This window comes from Veillonella rogosae JCM 15642, from assembly GCF_002959775.1.
In the GTDB taxonomy this organism is placed as follows: domain Bacteria; phylum Bacillota; class Negativicutes; order Veillonellales; family Veillonellaceae; genus Veillonella; species Veillonella rogosae.
On the sequence record NZ_PPCX01000011.1, the window covers coordinates 39,174 to 55,778 of the forward strand.

At 39.2% G+C, this 16,605-nt stretch carries 14 protein-coding genes; all 14 read right to left on the bottom strand.

All coding sequences use genetic code 11. The annotated features are described in order from the left end of the window. Positions 1-5 precede the first annotated feature (5 nt). Entirely contained in the window at positions 6-1,409 is a 1,404-nt protein-coding gene (locus VRHSUH09_RS07980) for a DASS family sodium-coupled anion symporter (RefSeq protein WP_054747939.1), read from the bottom strand. Positions 1,410-1,803: 394 nt separating this feature from the next. After that, positions 1,804-2,715 (bottom strand): LysR family transcriptional regulator, encoded by a 912-nt coding sequence (locus tag VRHSUH09_RS07985; RefSeq protein WP_054747937.1) that lies wholly within the window; start codon positions 2,713-2,715, stop codon positions 1,804-1,806. A 12-nt stretch (positions 2,716-2,727) separates the two neighbouring features. Then, on the bottom strand, positions 2,728-3,471 hold the full coding sequence (locus tag VRHSUH09_RS07990; RefSeq protein WP_105081882.1) for a Bax inhibitor-1/YccA family protein: 744 nt from the start codon (positions 3,469-3,471) through the stop codon (positions 2,728-2,730). Positions 3,472-3,579: 108 nt separating this feature from the next. Next, positions 3,580-5,328, bottom strand: coding sequence for a pyruvate kinase (gene pyk, locus VRHSUH09_RS07995; RefSeq protein WP_105081883.1), 1,749 nt, complete (start codon positions 5,326-5,328; stop codon positions 3,580-3,582). Between the two features lie 92 nt (positions 5,329-5,420). Continuing rightward, on the bottom strand, positions 5,421-8,828 hold the full coding sequence (locus tag VRHSUH09_RS08000) for a DNA polymerase III subunit alpha (RefSeq protein WP_105081884.1): 3,408 nt from the start codon (positions 8,826-8,828) through the stop codon (positions 5,421-5,423). A gap of 12 nt (positions 8,829-8,840) precedes the next feature. Next, positions 8,841-9,608 carry a M48 family metallopeptidase gene (locus tag VRHSUH09_RS08005; RefSeq protein ID WP_105081885.1) on the bottom strand — a complete coding sequence of 256 codons (768 nt, stop codon included), beginning with the start codon at positions 9,606-9,608 and terminating at the stop codon, positions 8,841-8,843. A gap of 138 nt (positions 9,609-9,746) precedes the next feature. Further along, positions 9,747-10,637 (bottom strand): hypothetical protein, encoded by an 891-nt coding sequence (locus VRHSUH09_RS08010; protein WP_105081886.1) that lies wholly within the window; start codon positions 10,635-10,637, stop codon positions 9,747-9,749. A 75-nt stretch (positions 10,638-10,712) separates the two neighbouring features. Next, entirely contained in the window at positions 10,713-11,465 is a 753-nt protein-coding gene (locus VRHSUH09_RS08015) for a hypothetical protein (RefSeq protein ID WP_105081887.1), read from the bottom strand. A 300-nt stretch (positions 11,466-11,765) separates the two neighbouring features. Next, positions 11,766-12,260 (bottom strand): hypothetical protein, encoded by a 495-nt coding sequence (locus VRHSUH09_RS08020; RefSeq protein WP_167386488.1) that lies wholly within the window; start codon positions 12,258-12,260, stop codon positions 11,766-11,768. 51 nt (positions 12,261-12,311) lie between these two features. Continuing rightward, complete coding sequence (locus VRHSUH09_RS08025; protein WP_054747934.1) at positions 12,312-12,743, bottom strand: hypothetical protein; 432 nt, start codon at positions 12,741-12,743, stop codon at positions 12,312-12,314. 59 nt (positions 12,744-12,802) lie between these two features. Next, positions 12,803-13,291 (bottom strand): hypothetical protein, encoded by a 489-nt coding sequence (locus tag VRHSUH09_RS08030; protein WP_054747927.1) that lies wholly within the window; start codon positions 13,289-13,291, stop codon positions 12,803-12,805. A gap of 469 nt (positions 13,292-13,760) precedes the next feature. Further along, positions 13,761-14,222, bottom strand: a complete 462-nt coding sequence (locus VRHSUH09_RS08035; RefSeq protein ID WP_054747925.1) for a helix-turn-helix domain-containing protein — start codon at positions 14,220-14,222, stop codon at positions 13,761-13,763. A 91-nt stretch (positions 14,223-14,313) separates the two neighbouring features. Continuing rightward, positions 14,314-15,618, bottom strand: coding sequence for a glutamate-1-semialdehyde 2,1-aminomutase (gene hemL, locus VRHSUH09_RS08040; RefSeq protein WP_105081889.1), 1,305 nt, complete (start codon positions 15,616-15,618; stop codon positions 14,314-14,316). A gap of 9 nt (positions 15,619-15,627) precedes the next feature. After that, positions 15,628-16,602 carry a porphobilinogen synthase gene (gene hemB, locus VRHSUH09_RS08045; RefSeq protein ID WP_105081890.1) on the bottom strand — a complete coding sequence of 325 codons (975 nt, stop codon included), beginning with the start codon at positions 16,600-16,602 and terminating at the stop codon, positions 15,628-15,630. Positions 16,603-16,605 lie beyond the last annotated feature (3 nt).

A 16,605-nucleotide genomic window follows, 5' to 3' on the forward strand; every position in this document is an offset into this window, starting at 1 on the left:
TCATATTACATGAAACCTGTGATTTTCCACCAAGGAATACCAATTACGTAGTTCAATACTAAACATACTACTGCAATCATTAAACCAACTGTCCACCAGTCTTTTACATTGTTATAACCAGCGGAGAAGATGATTGGACCAGGAGCAGCACCGTAGTGAGTTACGGAACCACCATAGGAGTTTGTACCAATCAGGATGAATGCAAGTAATGTAGGATCGATGCCTGCGTTCATACCAACGATCAAGAATACTGGAAGCATCGCGGAGATGTATGCAGTACCAGATGCGAAGAAGTAACGAACAGCAACGGAAATAATGGAGATAAGGATAAGCATCATGAATGGATCTAAACCGAAGTTCATGTGAGCTTCTAAATATTTAGCCAACCATTCGAAGAATTTACCTTTAGACAATGCGGAGGATAAGCCCAGGATACCACCGAACCAAATCAATGTGTTCCAAGCAGCTTTAGTTTTGAGCAAGTCATCCCAAGTAATAATACCACATATAAATGTAGCAATCATCGCTACGATAGCAACTGCTGTAGCGTCAATTTTGATATCAAATGTTGGAAGAATCCAACCTGTGATCGCAAGAAGCGCGATAGCAATAAGACCTTTTTCAGACGCTTTCATAGGTCCCAATTCAGCTAAGCCATCTTCAGCAATTTTCTTGTTGTCGATTTCTTTTACAGTAGGGCGTTCATACATGTAGCCAATAATAGGAACAAGCATTAACATGATAAAGCCAGGTACGAACATTGCTAATGCCCATTGAGCCCAGTTCAAAGATACTCCTGTCAATTTAGTAATAAAGTCAAGAGCTAAATAGTTTGGCGCCATCGCAGTTGCAAAGAAGAAGGATGTTACCTTTGTAGCAAAGTAACCATTCTGTAAGAGGTAAGCGCCTGCTTTTTTTGCAGATTCGCCAGGATAAGAACCAACTGCTTCAGCGATGGACAAGTTAATTGGATATACGATACCAGCCGCACGAGCCGTGTTGGATGGTGTGGCAGGAGATAAGATCATATCAAGGAATGCCGTAACATAACCAAGACGAAGTGTAGTACTACCAAAAGCGCGAACCAAGTAGTACGCAATGCGGTGACCTAGGCCAGTTTTACCAAATGCAACGGATAAACCGAAAGCTGCGAAGATCAACCATAATGCTGTATTGCTGTAACCAGTCAATACTTCTTTTGTATTGCTCAATAAAATAGAAGATGTAGCAACACCTAATAATACTGTAATAGGAACTGGGAATGGTTTTAATACCAAGCCCACGATAGTAGCTAAATAAATACCGAATAATTTCCATACTTGCGGTTTGAGGCCTTCTGGTGTGCCACCGAACCACATAAACGCGACGATGGCAGCCATAATGCCAATACGCCATAATTTGTCTTTCATGTGTGTCGTTACCTTTCTTAACTAACTCAGGCATACATAAAATCATCTAGTCTTGAACAACGTAACAGCTCGCGACGTCTGTTACATCGATTAAGTCTACACTCATTATAAATGTTTAAAAGAATTATGAAAAATAGATTACCTTTATAGGGGTTATAAAAACTTTTATATCTATCAATCATACTTTTTATGCATTTTGAGCATAGTTTTGCAGCTCCAAATGAAAAAAATGCATGTATACGCCCTCAAAGGGGGTATACATGCACTTACATGGTACTGCTTTACTCTTTCGAGATATCTTTATTATGGGCTATTATATCGAAAAAGTCCAATACTGAAATAGCATGGATAAACAGTTATAATAGCTCATAGATATGCTCTATTGCAAAGATTCTTATGCTTTATATTCTCTAAAAATACTATTATCTACTACGGTATGTTCTTTGTAGTAATTGCGAACATACTCAATAAATGTCTTTACTACTACTAGATTTTCCGCATCCTTTGTGTACACCATATTCGTATCACGTGTGATGCATTCACCGTCTTTATTGCGCAACGGACTTACATAAATATCTTTATCCTTGCAAGATCCAAGGCCCATATAGGTCAAAATCGACCAGCCAAGGCCTGCACGAACAAAGTGACGACAGGTACTCATGGAGTTTACATCCATTGCAACACTCGGTGGCTCTTCAAAATGTTCAGCACACCATGTTTCGATGATGTTGGCTACCGATACATCTGTTTGGTATTTAATGAATGGCACCTTCTCTAATGACTCAGGTGGTACTAACTCTTTATATACCAAACAATACGGCTCAGCCAGTAACAATTCAGATTTTCCAGATACATCATAGCCACCACGAGCAAAGGCAACCATACAATCGCCTGTATTGAACATTTTTACTACTTGATGGCTGAAAGCAGTCTTTACTTGAATATGAACATCTGGGTATTGTTCGCGGAAGGCTTTCAATAAGGCAGGTAGCTCATAGTCTGCAAAGTTGATAGATGACGCAATTTTTAAGGTCCCTTGAATCTTACCAGACGCAGAATTCATAGCATTCTCCAACGCCTCTTGATCTTGCATCATTCTTTTACAGTAATCATAGAAAATTTCGCCTTGTGCCGTGAGGGCAATCCCTTCAGCAGTCCGCAACAATAGAGAATGGCCCAAGGCTTTTTCCATATGACGCAACCGATAGCTCAACGCCGGTTGCGATAAAAATAATTTTTCTGCAGCCCTTGTAATATTGCCTTCATCCACAACGGTCACAAAGGTTTGCCATTCTCTATCGTCCATACTATCTCCTTGTTATCGCTTATTACCAAAGATGCGCAATAAGGATAAGAATAAGTTAATAAAATCTAAGTATAGATTTAACGCACCTGTAATTTCGATACGGTCTAAGATGCTTTCATCCTCCATCAAAGCTACTTCGGTTACATTGTTTTTAATGCGGTTAACGTCAATAGCTGTGAAAATGGAAAACACAACAACGCCTACATAGCCAAGCACGAGGCTCACTGTATCACTGAAAGCACTGAGTACAGCCCAGTTAAAGTAACGAGCCCCTATCATCACAAAAGATACGATAATCATACCAATTAAGGCAGCCATTACATATGGTGTTAGGGATGACAAGTTACGTTTCGTAGTAGCCCCTACTACGGCAAAGCCAATGAAGAATGCCAGTGTACCTACTAATGCAGGAATGACTACATCAAACACATTATATCGCAACGATATCAAGGTCAATGTAAGACCATTCAATGCACTGTAGAGGAAGAACATACCGCGCAAAGTCATTACATTTGCCGTATATGCTCGAGCACTAAATAGAACTATAACACCAATCTCTACTAATAAAATGATAGTGAAGTTTTGGTACGCGAATCGCAACCAATTTGGATTTGCTAATGCAGCAAATCCAACACCGATAGTTGTAAGCAAACCTACAACCATCCACAAGAAAGATCCCTTCAAACGTTGGGATACGATACTTTCAACCTGAGCAACTTGAGAGTTGCTAGGTCCTGTTACATTATATGGATTCATAGTCTCGCTCCTTGTATTAAGCATTTATATTTTGACTAGCCTATATTTCGTCATATAATTCCGTCACGAAATTAGGCAGTCCCTATATTATAAAATCATTATCCCTAACTATCGAGCATTGGCAATGCCTGCAAACACCTTACCGCGTTCGCCATCGATAGTTACCTCTTGACCTTCAAGAAGTACGTCATGAGCATTTTTAGCACCTAAAATTACAGGAATACCATAGGTAATGCCAGCAATAGCACTGTCAGAGGTATAACCGTCTTCAACAGCGATAATGCCACCTGCACGTTTAGCAATAGCCATTAATTCAGGCTCCATTGTACCCACCACAAGGATGTCGCCGTCTTTGAAGCTTTCATAATTACCCTTATGATTAGCAGCAATGAATATAGTGCCTGTAACGGATTTACGCAAAATACCATTACCAGATAAGAGTACTTGGCCTGCAATATGAACGCGAATCATATTTGTAGTACCTGTAGCACCAGATGGTACGCCAGCCGTTACCACAACTAAGTCACCAGACTCAATGGCACCTGTGCCAAGAGCACCTGTAATCGCTTGTTTAACCATTTCATCAGAATTAACGATTTCATGACCTTTAATAGCCTCTACACCCCAGCATAATTGCATGCGGCGAATTGTTTCGTCATGCGGTGTTACAGCAATAATTTTGCAAGCCGGACGATGTCGAGCTGTGCTAATTGCAGTATGACCAGATTCAGTACATGTCAAAATAGCAGCAGCTCCAAGGTTTTGAGCGATACGTACGCTTGCTAAACATACAGCACTGGTAGTCGTCATATCCACATCTTGACGAGCACGACTTTTACTATCGTAAATAGCCGCTTGTTCTGTTACCTCAGCAATGCGTGTCATAGTCGTAACCGCCTCTACTGGGTAAGCGCCATTTGCGGTTTCACCAGACAGCATAATTGCATCCGTACCATCTAAGATGGCATTGGCTACGTCACTTGCTTCCGCCCGTGTAGGACGTGGATTTTGAATCATGGACTCCAGCATTTGGGTTGCCGTAATAACTGGTTTACCCAAGTCATTACATTTTTCAATCATCATTTTTTGAAGTACTGGTACCTCTTCGGCCGGGATTTCTACACCGAGGTCACCGCGAGCAACCATAAGACCGTCCGCTACTTCCAAAATTTCATCGATGTTTTTAACGCCTTCAGCATTTTCAATTTTTGCGATAATCTTGATATCTTTTTTCTCAGACTCAAGGATACGGCGGATAGCCACCACATCTTTGCCGCGTTGCATGAAGGATGCGGCCACAAAGTCTACACCCTGTTGACAGCCAAAGCGTAAATCTGCTTCGTCCTGTTCAGATACTGGAGGCAAGCTAAGCGCTACACCTGGCACAGCCACCCGTTTACGGTTACCGATTTCACCACTGTTTTGAACGGTAGTAATGATGTTATTCCCTTCGATGGCATCGATGTTAAGTGTTACAAGACCATCAGCCAAGAGGATTTTATCCCCAACGGACACATCGCCTACAAGACCTTTGTGGTTCACAGAGCTCATCTCTTTTGTACCTTCCACTTCATCGGTAGTCAATGTAAACTTTTGACCTTCTTCAAGGAATACTTTGCCCTCTTTAAATAGGCCAAGTCGAACCTCAGGACCTTTCGTATCGAGCAATAGCGCGATTGGTTTATTAACAATCATCGCCGCATCGCGCACCATTTGCATGCGTTCCGCTTGCTCTTCGTGAGATCCGTGAGAGAAATTGAAACGAGCCACGTTCATGCCTGCTCGCATCATATCTTCCAAGATACCGAATTTATCTGTTCCTGGACCTACAGTACATACGATTTTTGTACGTTTCATCTTTCCTCCTATGAAAGCAATTTCTATATCGAATCTTTCATTTCTTATTATATAAATGTTTGTGAAAGCTATCTGTGTTCCACGCACATATGTTATTGCACCTCTACGGAGCCATCACCTAATATAGCTTCAATAGCCTTGATGGATTCATCGCTAGGGTCAAAGCACATGTTCGGTGGCAAGTTAATGCGCTTCCGTTGACGGTGCAAATATAGTGATGTTGGCACAGAACCTGCGGTGTTCGTTAACAGCCGTTTTAAGGCTTCACTATTTTCTGGCGTGTCATATTGACTATAAATATGGATGGCCACATGTTTTGCCTGACTATAGTTTACCTTTAATGGCATAATGCGGTCTGCAATAATTTGCACACCCTTTTCATCCGCATCAACGCGGCCTTTTACCTTAACGATCATATCAACAGCAAGGAACTGTTGACTTTGACTAAAGACCTTAGGGAACGCCACCACATTGGCTGCACCAGAATAATCTTCGATACGAAGAATGGACATAACCTCGTTCCGCCTTGTCATGCGGTCCGTCTTATTTTCAATCAAACCGCCAAAGGTTATGGTTTGACCATCATATTGCTCTGGATTTTCTACGAGAGCCCCCAGTTCAAATAGGCCCTCTAGCTCCTTCGCATAGCCTTGCAAGGGATGGCCTGTGATATAAAAGCCTGTGTATTCCTTTTCATCCTTTAATTTATCGTCTTCCGATAAATCCTCCACATTCGGTACAGGGATGAAATCAACGGACTCCTCTATATCGCCAAAGAGACTCATGGTGCCCATAGCGGCATCCTTTTGCTCTTTAGCACCTACGGCTTGAGCGCTTTCATACATGTGCAATAATTGGTTTCTATTTTCCTTGAAACCATCCATGGCACCGCATCGAATGAGACTTTCAAGAAGTCGTTTATTAACAACCTTGTTGTCCACGCGTTTACAGAAATCTACTATATCCGTATAGAGGCCGTGCTCATTGCGCTCGCGAATCAAGCGATCAATGGCATTATCCCCTACGTTCTTGATGCCCCCAAGTCCGAAGCGAATGGCATCACCTTGTACAGCGAAGCTTCGTTCAGAATAGTTAATATCTGGGCCGAGCACCTTAACATTATGCTTCTTGCAGGCATTGATGTAGTACGTCAATTTCTGCATGTTTTGCATGAAGCTAGTCATGGTAGCAGCCATAAATTCAGGGAAATAGTGGGCTTTCAAATACGTCGTTTGGTACGCAATGTATGCATAGGCCGCACTATGTGATTTATTAAAGCCATAGCCGGCGAAGTATACGAGCAAGTCAAATACTTCATTTGCAATGGACTCTTCTATACCATTATTTATGGAACCTTGAATAAAGGACTCGCGCTGCGCCTTTAGAACAGATTCCTTTTTCTTACCCATGGCGCGGCGCATCAAGTCCGCTTGACCAAGGGAGAATCCGCCCATGGCGGATGCAATTTGCATAACCTGTTCTTGGTACAAGATTACCCCAAAGGTATCTTTTAGTATTGGTTCCAAGATAGGATGTAAATAGGTAACCTCTTTTTTACCGTGACGGCGGTCGATGAAGTCCGCCACCATGCCAGAGCCCAGTGGGCCTGGACGGTACAAAGCTACCAATGGAATTAAGTCTTCAAAATGTTCAGGTTTAAGGTCCATAACGAGTTTGGTGATACCTTCCGATTCGAGCTGGAATACACCAGACGTATCGCCCTTAGTGAGGATATCACAAGCCGCTTTATCATCGAGCGGTATTGCATCTAAATCGAGGTCAATACCACGGTTCGCCTTGATGAGCTTTAAGGCATCCCCCATAACCGTTAAGGTACGGAGGCCCAAGAAGTCCATCTTTAAGAGGCCTAATTCCTCGATGTTATCCTTATCGTACTGAGTGACAAAGCCTTCATCGTTGGCATTTTGTACTGGTACGTGGTCATCTAGAGGGTCCGCAGAAATTACGACGCCCGCCGCATGGGTGGACGAATTTCGCGCTATCCCTTCTAGTTTTTTACCAAAATCAAATAACTCTTTAACATTTGGATCAGCTTCGTATAAAGCCTTTAACTCTTTGCCTTGTAGAGCCTTATCTAAGGTAATCCCCAGTTCGTTGGGTATCATCTTCGCAATGCGGTTCACTTCCGCCAGTGGTAAGTCTAGCACGCGTCCTACGTCACGAATTACGGCACGCGCTGCCTCAGTACCAAAGGTAATAATCTGAGATACACGCTCCTGTCCGTATTTTCGCGTTACATATTCGATAGCTTGACCACGCTTTTCATAACAGAAGTCAATATCGATATCGGGCATGCTTACCCGCTCTGGATTTAAGAAACGTTCAAAGAGCAAATCGTATTTTAATGGATCAAGGCCTGTAATGCCAAGTAGATAGGCAACTACAGAACCGGCCGCAGAACCACGACCAGGACCTACTAAGATATCGTGCTCACGGGCATAGCGTACATAGTCCCATACGATGAGGAAGTAATCCTCAAAGCCCATTGTGCCAATAACATCGAGCTCGTAGTCGAGACGTTTTTGTAACTCTTCAAAGGTCTCACCATAGAGACGTGGAATTTCTCGTTCACAAACCTTACGCAAATAAGTCTTAGACGTTTCCCCTTCTGGCACATCAAAGTGCGGCAAGTGATGTTCGTCGAAATTAAACTCTACATTACAACGATCTGCAATTTTTAAGGTATTTTCCATAGCTCCAGGAATATGTGAGAACAACTGCGCCATCTCATCCCCAGATTTTAGATAGAACTCATCATTTGGGAACTTTAAGCGGTCTACCTCAGCACGGCGACGGCCTGTAGAAATACATACCTTAATATCTTGCGCGTCCGCATCCTCTTTTAAGACATAGTGGAAGTCATTAGACGCTACGATGCCAAGACCGTATTCCTTGCTGAGCTTAATGAGCTCCTCTTGAGCCTTTGCCTCCTCTGGTAAGCCATGATTTTGGATTTCTAAGAAGAAATTATCCTTGCCGTACGTCTCGATATACCATTCGATGGAACGCTTAGCGCCTTCCATATTATCTTGCAAGATATATTGAGGGATCTCACCTTGAATACACGCACTGAGAGCAATTATGCCTTTGCTGTATTGACGCAATAAATCGCGGTCTGCACGGGGTCGATATAACAGGCCTTCCGTAGATGCTTTAGACACGATTTTAACGAGATTACGATACCCTTCCATGGTCTCCGCTAACAAGATAAGATGTTTTAATCGTTCACGGCTACGACCTTCGGGACGATCGAATCGGCTATTTTCCGTTACATATACTTCACAACCGATGATCGGCTTAACGCCTTGGGCCATACATTCTTTGTAGAAATAAATGGCTGCGTACATATTGCCGTGATCTGTAATGGCAAGGGCCGGCTGATTTAACTCCTTCGCACGACGCACCATGTCAGGCAAGCGACTGATGCCGTCCAGCAAACTAAACTCTGTATGACTATGTAAATGTACAAATGGCTGCATGGTACACCTCCTTTAAGGGCGATGAGCAAAATACACGTTCAATGACTTCTTACGAGCCTTCCAATCTGGCAAAAACTGTGCTACTAGATTGTGAAAGTTCTTGGAATGGTCTAAATATTTAAAATGAGCAAACTCATGAATCATAACGTACTCAATATACGCCTGTGGCCCCTCTAATAAGCGAGTGTTCATCTTGATGAGCTGCTTTGCTGGCGTGCAAGAACCCCAACGGCTCTTCATACGCTGCTGTTTTATGGTTGGCATAGGCACATCGATACCTTGCTTGTGGTAGCGTTGATATACAACCTTCGCCCAATGGACAAAGACCTTCTCCCCTAAATTACGCCAATAACTTTGCATTAATTTATGCTTTGCTTCATAGGTCGTACCACGAGGCACTACCATGGTAAGGATGGCTTTTCCGTCAAAGCCAATGTGAGGCTTTCCATCCTGCTCAACTAGGCGCAACGTAACGGGAATGCCGAGGATTGATAAGCTTTCACCATTCACATACTGCAACGTATCGACGCGCTTGGCATTCAATGCATCAATCTTGTAACGAGCCCGCTCAATGAAGGGCATATTCTCGATGACAAACTTGTCCACCCTATAATCCGGCACATAGGCATTCGCCGACACATGGATCACACCATCCTTTGTAATGCGCATATTCATGTTCTTCACACGCTTGATGGTTAACTCATATTCAATTCTGTCACCATTATAGGTAATAGACCTAGTTGTTGAAGTATTCATACCTTTTATTTTATCATAAAACACTTATAAAAACGTAGAAATCTGGTGATTTTAATAGAATTGCTTAGATTCTAAGTAATAATGATTTTTTACTATTTTATAATATAAAAATGACACCTATACCAAACCTAATAGAAGGTATAGGTGTCATTAAATCTAAACTCACTCTAGATAGTTTTCCAACCCTAGTTTATGTTGTTGTTTTAAACTCATACTTTTTCTTGCAGTAACTAACTCAACAAATAATTCTTCTATAATTTCCTTATCATCTTTACTAAATTGACTATAATGCTCTAAGACTATAATTTTATCGTTAAACTGATGATCATGATTGCGTTCTTCGATTAATTCAGATTCTTCATATGTTTTAAAATCGCCTGTATTATTCTCACTATTTTCATTAATAAAATTATATAGCAATAACTTATCTGAATAATATTTCCAAACTGTACCCGTTTCTAAATCTATCTTAGTAATACTACCAAAATCAATATTATAGAATATATTTTTTGAAATTTTATACTTATCAATTTTCGATAATTTAGATCCTGTAGCTAAATTATAAATTCCCCGTGTTTCACTAGAGAAAAAGAATGGAAATCTAATTATGTTGCCCTCCTCTATAGGAATTCTTTCTTTAAAGTCTGCATAAAATTTGCCTTCCCAAACTTTCTGCTCCGAATCAGAAAACCTACTAAACTCAGGATATACATTAGTAATATCATTTGGTCTGATATCATTATGAGGCTTTTTACGTAATACAAATACATGATTGTTATTCAATTCATTATATACGCCAATACCACTTGTAGTTATATAATATATTTTTCCTCTTACCTCATCGAAACCAAGAACATCCGAGGCAATTATATTAGTCGGTTCTTTGTAATATATCATGCCATTCATACCAACTATCGGTCCCGAATACTTAATGAATGGGTGCATAAAATATGTAGTAAAAAAAAGCCAACCAAAAAAAACTATACCTTCTAATATTAGAAAAATAAGTACACCTCGTTCAAGCCTTTTCTTTAGTTTTTTTTCTATCTTCATAAAAACCCATCCAATCAGCTTGTTAAAATACTAATCATTACTCCACAATATTATAAAAATAAAAATAGCGTATTTCTAATTTTTACTAACATAGTTATCTCGTAATTGTAATAAGATAGTTCGTTCTTCTTCGCCAATTTCATAAAGACTATTTAATAACATTAGACGATCTCCATAGTTATATTTCAACATAGCAATTAAAGAGTCTCTAACCTTTTTACCAGCAATACTTTCATCAAAGTATACTTGCATATTATTTGTTTCTTTATCGATGATAATAAAACCACTCACATTAAATATTAGGATTTTCTTAGGAGTATCTTTTATTCCTCTTACATCATTAGTAATTATTAAATGTTTATCTAAATCAAGTAATGTTGCTTCATAGCCTGAATGATACCACCGTTTATTATAGTATTTAGCACCACGGTCTGGGTTCATTAGCATTTTTTCGAAGTTATCTAAATCCTCATTCGAAAAATCTTCTAGCTTAGTTTTCTTATTAACAATCATCTTTGATCGTGGATAAGTAATTTTATATGCCCTTGATTCATCACCAGAGATTTCAAATTCTAGGACATCTAACACATGATTTTTAATATCGTATCGACCAATCCCATCATAGCCTAAATAATAATAGTAAGGCTCATCAAAATACACTGCTAAAATACGATTAGAAATCGATTCATTGATTGAAATGTCAACTAACTCATGCGACTCATCCATAATAACTATATTATTTGGTGAACTATCCTGATAATAATACTGATAAATCCCAGTACTAATAATTACTAGTCCGAGTAGTATTAAAACACAAACCTTTTTCATAACAATACCTTTAAGCTACTCCTCTAGCCACTTTTATTCATAAATATTTAATCTACTTCTATATTTCAATTATATATTAAACCAACTTATATCACCAATGAATATTTTAATATTGTTATCTTTTATTTATTTTTATTTTTAGCCTAAAAAGAATATCAAAGCTTTAGCACTGTTATTTACACTATAGTAATACAAAAGCTTTATAAATAAACACTACTACTTAAACTGATCAAAAATATACTAAAAGATTCCAAGTCCTAACTACATTATTAGAACATGGAATCTAAAATTATACTGCTATTAAAAAGAAATTCTGCTACCTTGTGATTTAAACCTTCCAGGCGTTTCTGACAATTTCTTATATATATCAAATGTTTCAGATGGACCTAAACTTTCAATCGGTTGTAATATCATATTATCACCGTAATACCGTTGTTGTAATCTAGTAAAATTATTTATAGTTTCAACATCTTCTGGATTTAAATAATATACAATAATTGTATTGCTCTCTTGATTGATAATAACATAGACATCATCATTCATCGCATAAATTTTATCATTAATAATATCCATCGAAATACCTTTATTAATGAGATATACACTGTAGGCCTTATCAAAAATTGTATTGTATCTGCTATCAACTACATACCGATACTGTAAATCATGATATAACCAACCCCCACCTATAAAGAGAAATAGACCAAAAGTAATTACCAATACCTTTGATAGCTGCAGTAAACTCTTTAAAAAATCTATTATTTTATTCATATTTATATAATTGTAATATTTCTCCATAAACTCACTATAATATAACAACCTACAAAAGCTTTTATCCCTAATAATGAATTATAAATGCAATATTTCTAGCCAATTGTTACGTACTAACAGTACAAGATATCCATCCTTCTCTGAATTCTTTGTTACATATACTCTATATGATTCATTTTCATATACATAAAGAGACTTAGTTTGTTCAATTAACTTCCAATCCCCACTTATAGGTTTTATTGATTCTATATCTTTATGTAATGAATCTTTCTTTATACTTATTGATACACCTATAGATAATAGATTTCTTCTGTTCGGATCATATACATCTCCATCAATTATATAGTGTTCTCGCGGAAAAGCTGCATTTAAAGCTTGTGTCAGTTCTATTCTAGTCTGCACAACAGCATCATTAAACAAGAACCTATAGCCTAATCCACAAATTAGCCATACAAAAAAACAGCCTATAAATGTGTACCAAACAACAGAATAAATTGTTTTAAATTTCATCGCTAAAAATCCTCTATATTTCCTATATACTGGATTTATCGAACAAAACAGCTAGAGAATTAAAGATATTCCCAGTTACCACTTTCAATTAAACGCCGATATCTTATAGGAACATTCTCGTAATTATCTATTATCTTTATTCTTCCAATAAAATCATCATATTGTTTTTCATCCATATCAAATTTAAGATTTACAAATATATAGTGATCTAAATATCCATCATAAATAATATATTTTTGTTGAATATGATCAACTTGACCAATAAAAATTTGATGTTTATAAATTGATTTGTATATATGATAATTATCTGATTCTAAGGAGTTTATTAATTTATATGACTTTATACCAGATCCAATTCTAATCATTTGTCTATAATCATACAATACGCCTTCATTATTTAACTGAATTAAATAATCTGGCTTTATACCAACCACACTTCCTAATTCGGCATGAAAAAACCAGGAATTCACTAGAAAATAGATACCAATTAAAAACAGTGAAAAAATATTTCCTATTATGCTAATTATTAGCAATCGCTTTTTCCACATCAGCTAATCAACCTCTACTTTCATTCGGAATTCTACATATATATTAATTATTACGCTATCAGAACTTTGCAGCCAATACTAAATCAATTCCTTCTTTGTAATATTAAAGTCACTTTATCAGACCCTCGTTCTTTAAATAGTTCGAGATAAATATTAGTATCATAATCATGTCCAACAATACGATTCTTGTTAATTTCATTCCAGCCTATATTTCAATTATATATTAAACCAACTTATATCACCAACGGATATTTTAATATTGTTATCTTTTATTTATTTTTATATTTAGCCTTAACAAATAATGCCAAAGTGTTAGTACAGGTATTTACACTATAGTAATACAAAAGCACCATCTACCTAAGTCCCACTTATGTGTCGGTTCCCATTAAGATAGATGGTGCTTTTATAATTGTCCTAATTAAGTTGTTCTAATAAACATGTCCCACTCGGTCTACAATGTAGTATAGCACTACTTTATATTTCGTCGTGCCGCTAAGCTACTAGCGCTGCTAGCTAGACCCGCCCGATTGATATGTGGGTTCCCATGTTTGTACGTTTTTGGCTTGCTACTTTTATCTTCTACCTTTGATTTCTCAAATTTAGTAAATAGATTGTCTAGCTCGCGCAAGAGGGCACGTTTTTGTGAGTCTTTCAACTCGAATACTTCACCTTTATAGGCGATGTATTTATTTTTGAGTACAGGACTGAGGTCATAGATGGGCTCGTGTTGTTCTCCATTTACATCTAGCAGCTCATCCAAGGTCAATCCATAATAGCGAGACAGGGCACAGAGTGTATCTAAATCTGGTTCGCGATACCCTGTTTCGTAATTTGAAAGCGCCGCATTACTGATACCTACGGCCTTTGCTACTTCGATTTGGCTTTTGCCCATGCGCACGCGAGCACGCTTTAAGTTCTTATAAAACTGCATGTTCATCACCTACATCGATACATAAACAACTACAAACTATATATTTTATAATAATGTATCACTGATTTTTATAGTAGTGTATCACTAATCTTTATAGTAATGTATCACTGATTTTTTTGAAAGCTTCATCAGCTACGGCTAATGTACGTTCGATTTCACTGCTCTTGTGGCAGATAGATACAAAGTTACTTTCATAAGGACTTGGCGCATAGTAAATACCATGGCTCAAGTTGTGGTGGAAGAACATTTTAAATTGTTCTTCGTTGCAAGATGCTGCATCATCAAAGTTCTTAACTGGTTTATCAGTGAAGAAAATGGTGAACATGGAGCCTACCCGTTGTACTACAACAGGCACATTATATTGTGCAGCCAAGCGTTCAAAGCCTTCACAAAGGGCAATTGTCGTATCTTCTACTTGTTTAAAAACAGTTGGATCTCGTTGCAAAATGGAAAGCGTTGCAAGGCCAGAGGTAACGGCAATTGGGTTACCGCTCAATGTACCGGCTTGGTAAATAGGACCAGCTGGTGCGATTTGGTTCATAATCTCACGAGAGCCACCAAATACAGCGAGTGGCATGCCACCGCCAACGATTTTACCAAGGCATGTAAGGTCAGGTTTAATATTGTAACGTTTTTGTGCACCCCCACTGCTAGCGCGGAAGCCACACATAACTTCATCAAAGATTAACACTGCGCCATGAGCCTTAGTCACTTCACGCAAGGTTTCAAGGAAGCCTGGTTCTGGAGGCACACAGCCCATGTTACCTGCTACAGGTTCTACGATGATAGCCGCAATAGTGTCGCCGATGTCGTCGAATAATTTGCGAACCGCATCAGAGTCATTGTACGGCAAGGTAATTGTATTTTCTGCTACACCTTGAGGAACGCCAGGGCTATCTGGCACACCAAAAGTAGCAAGGCCAGAGCCAGCTTTCACCAAAAGCGCATCACTATGACCATGGTAACAGCCAACAAATTTTACGATACGATCGCGACCAGTATAGCCACGAGCTACGCGCAAAGCACTCATAGTCGCCTCTGTACCAGAGTTAACGAGGCGGATAACCTCCATAGATGGCATGAAGGCTTGTACCTTTTTAGCCAATTCTGTTTCTAGTAGTGTAGGCGCACCATAGCTAGTGCCGCGAGGAATCGCCTCTTGCAAGCTTGCGATAACTTCAGGGTTCGCATGGCCCAAAATCATAGGGCCCCAGCTCAACACATAGTCAATGTATTCGTTATTATCGATATCATAAATGCGGCTGCCGCTAGCGCTGCTAATAAACGGAGGATTAGAACCTACACTACGGTAGGAACGAACAGGACTGTTTACGCCGCCTGGCATATAACGTTTAGCCTCTTCAAAGGCCTTTTCAGATTTACCGAGTTGGAACATAGTTCCTCCTTATTGTTGTAACCATTTAGCAATATCTAAGGCATGGTACGTAATGATGATTTTAGCACCAGCACGCTTCATGGAAAGCATTGTTTCCATAACGAGGCGTTCTTCGTCGATAAGACCAGCTGCAGCAGCGGATTTAACCATCGCATATTCGCCAGATACATTGTATACCGCTACAGGTAATTCATAGCGGTCACGTGTTTCACGAACGATATCCAAATAGGACAAGGCTGGTTTAATCATAATAATATCTGCACCTTCAGAGATATCGAGTTCGATTTCTCTGAAAGCTTCCAAGCGATTAGCTGGGTCCATTTGATAGGATTTGCGGTCCCCAAATTTAGGAGAAGAGTTTACAGCACCACGGAACGGACCATAGTATGCAGATGCATATTTTGCAGCATAGCTCATGATGGATACATTCGTGTACCCTGCCGCATCAAGGGCTTCACGGATAGCACCTACACGGCCATCCATCATATCGGATGGCGCCACCATATGGGCACCGGCTTCTGCTTGGCTTACCGCTACTTTACAAAGCAATGGCAATGTTTCATCATTTAAGATTTCATGGTCATCAATCATGCCACAGTGACCTGTAGAGGTATATTGGCACAAGCACACGTCAGAGATAACCAATAGGTTTGGTACTGCTGCGCGGATAGCTTTAATAGCTTGTTGTACTGGTTGGGACATATCCCACGCAGAAGAGCCTTGCTCATCTTTATATGTAGGAATACCGAAGATTTCTACCCCAAGAATACCAAGATCATATACCTCTTGAGCCATTTTTACAGCTTCATCAACGGATAAGTGGTATTGGCCTGGCAACGTATCGATTTCTTTTTTGATACCTTCGCCAGGAACGATAAATAATGGATAAATTAAATCAGTTACGTCAAGTGTCGTTTCCCGTACCAAATCACGCATTTCTGGACTGATACGCAAGCGGCGAGGACGGTATGTTAAATCGTACATGTA

Coding starts and splice junctions, on each gene's coding strand:
- VRHSUH09_RS07980 (WP_054747939.1), bottom strand. CDS start 1,409: ATGAAAGACAAATTATGGCGTATTGGCATTATGGCTGCCATCGTCGCG.
- VRHSUH09_RS07985 (WP_054747937.1), bottom strand. CDS start 2,715: ATGGACGATAGAGAATGGCAAACCTTTGTGACCGTTGTGGATGAAGGC.
- VRHSUH09_RS07990 (WP_105081882.1), bottom strand. CDS start 3,471: ATGAATCCATATAATGTAACAGGACCTAGCAACTCTCAAGTTGCTCAG.
- pyk (WP_105081883.1), bottom strand. CDS start 5,328: ATGAAACGTACAAAAATCGTATGTACTGTAGGTCCAGGAACAGATAAA.
- VRHSUH09_RS08000 (WP_105081884.1), bottom strand. CDS start 8,828: ATGCAGCCATTTGTACATTTACATAGTCATACAGAGTTTAGTTTGCTG.
- VRHSUH09_RS08010 (WP_105081886.1), bottom strand. CDS start 10,637: ATGAAGATAGAAAAAAAACTAAAGAAAAGGCTTGAACGAGGTGTACTT.
- VRHSUH09_RS08015 (WP_105081887.1), bottom strand. CDS start 11,465: ATGAAAAAGGTTTGTGTTTTAATACTACTCGGACTAGTAATTATTAGT.
- VRHSUH09_RS08020 (WP_167386488.1), bottom strand. CDS start 12,260: ATGGAGAAATATTACAATTATATAAATATGAATAAAATAATAGATTTT.
- VRHSUH09_RS08025 (WP_054747934.1), bottom strand. CDS start 12,743: ATGAAATTTAAAACAATTTATTCTGTTGTTTGGTACACATTTATAGGC.
- VRHSUH09_RS08030 (WP_054747927.1), bottom strand. CDS start 13,291: ATGTGGAAAAAGCGATTGCTAATAATTAGCATAATAGGAAATATTTTT.
- VRHSUH09_RS08035 (WP_054747925.1), bottom strand. CDS start 14,222: ATGCAGTTTTATAAGAACTTAAAGCGTGCTCGCGTGCGCATGGGCAAA.
- hemL (WP_105081889.1), bottom strand. CDS start 15,618: ATGTTCCAACTCGGTAAATCTGAAAAGGCCTTTGAAGAGGCTAAACGT.
- hemB (WP_105081890.1), bottom strand. CDS start 16,602: ATGTACGATTTAACATACCGTCCTCGCCGCTTGCGTATCAGTCCAGAA.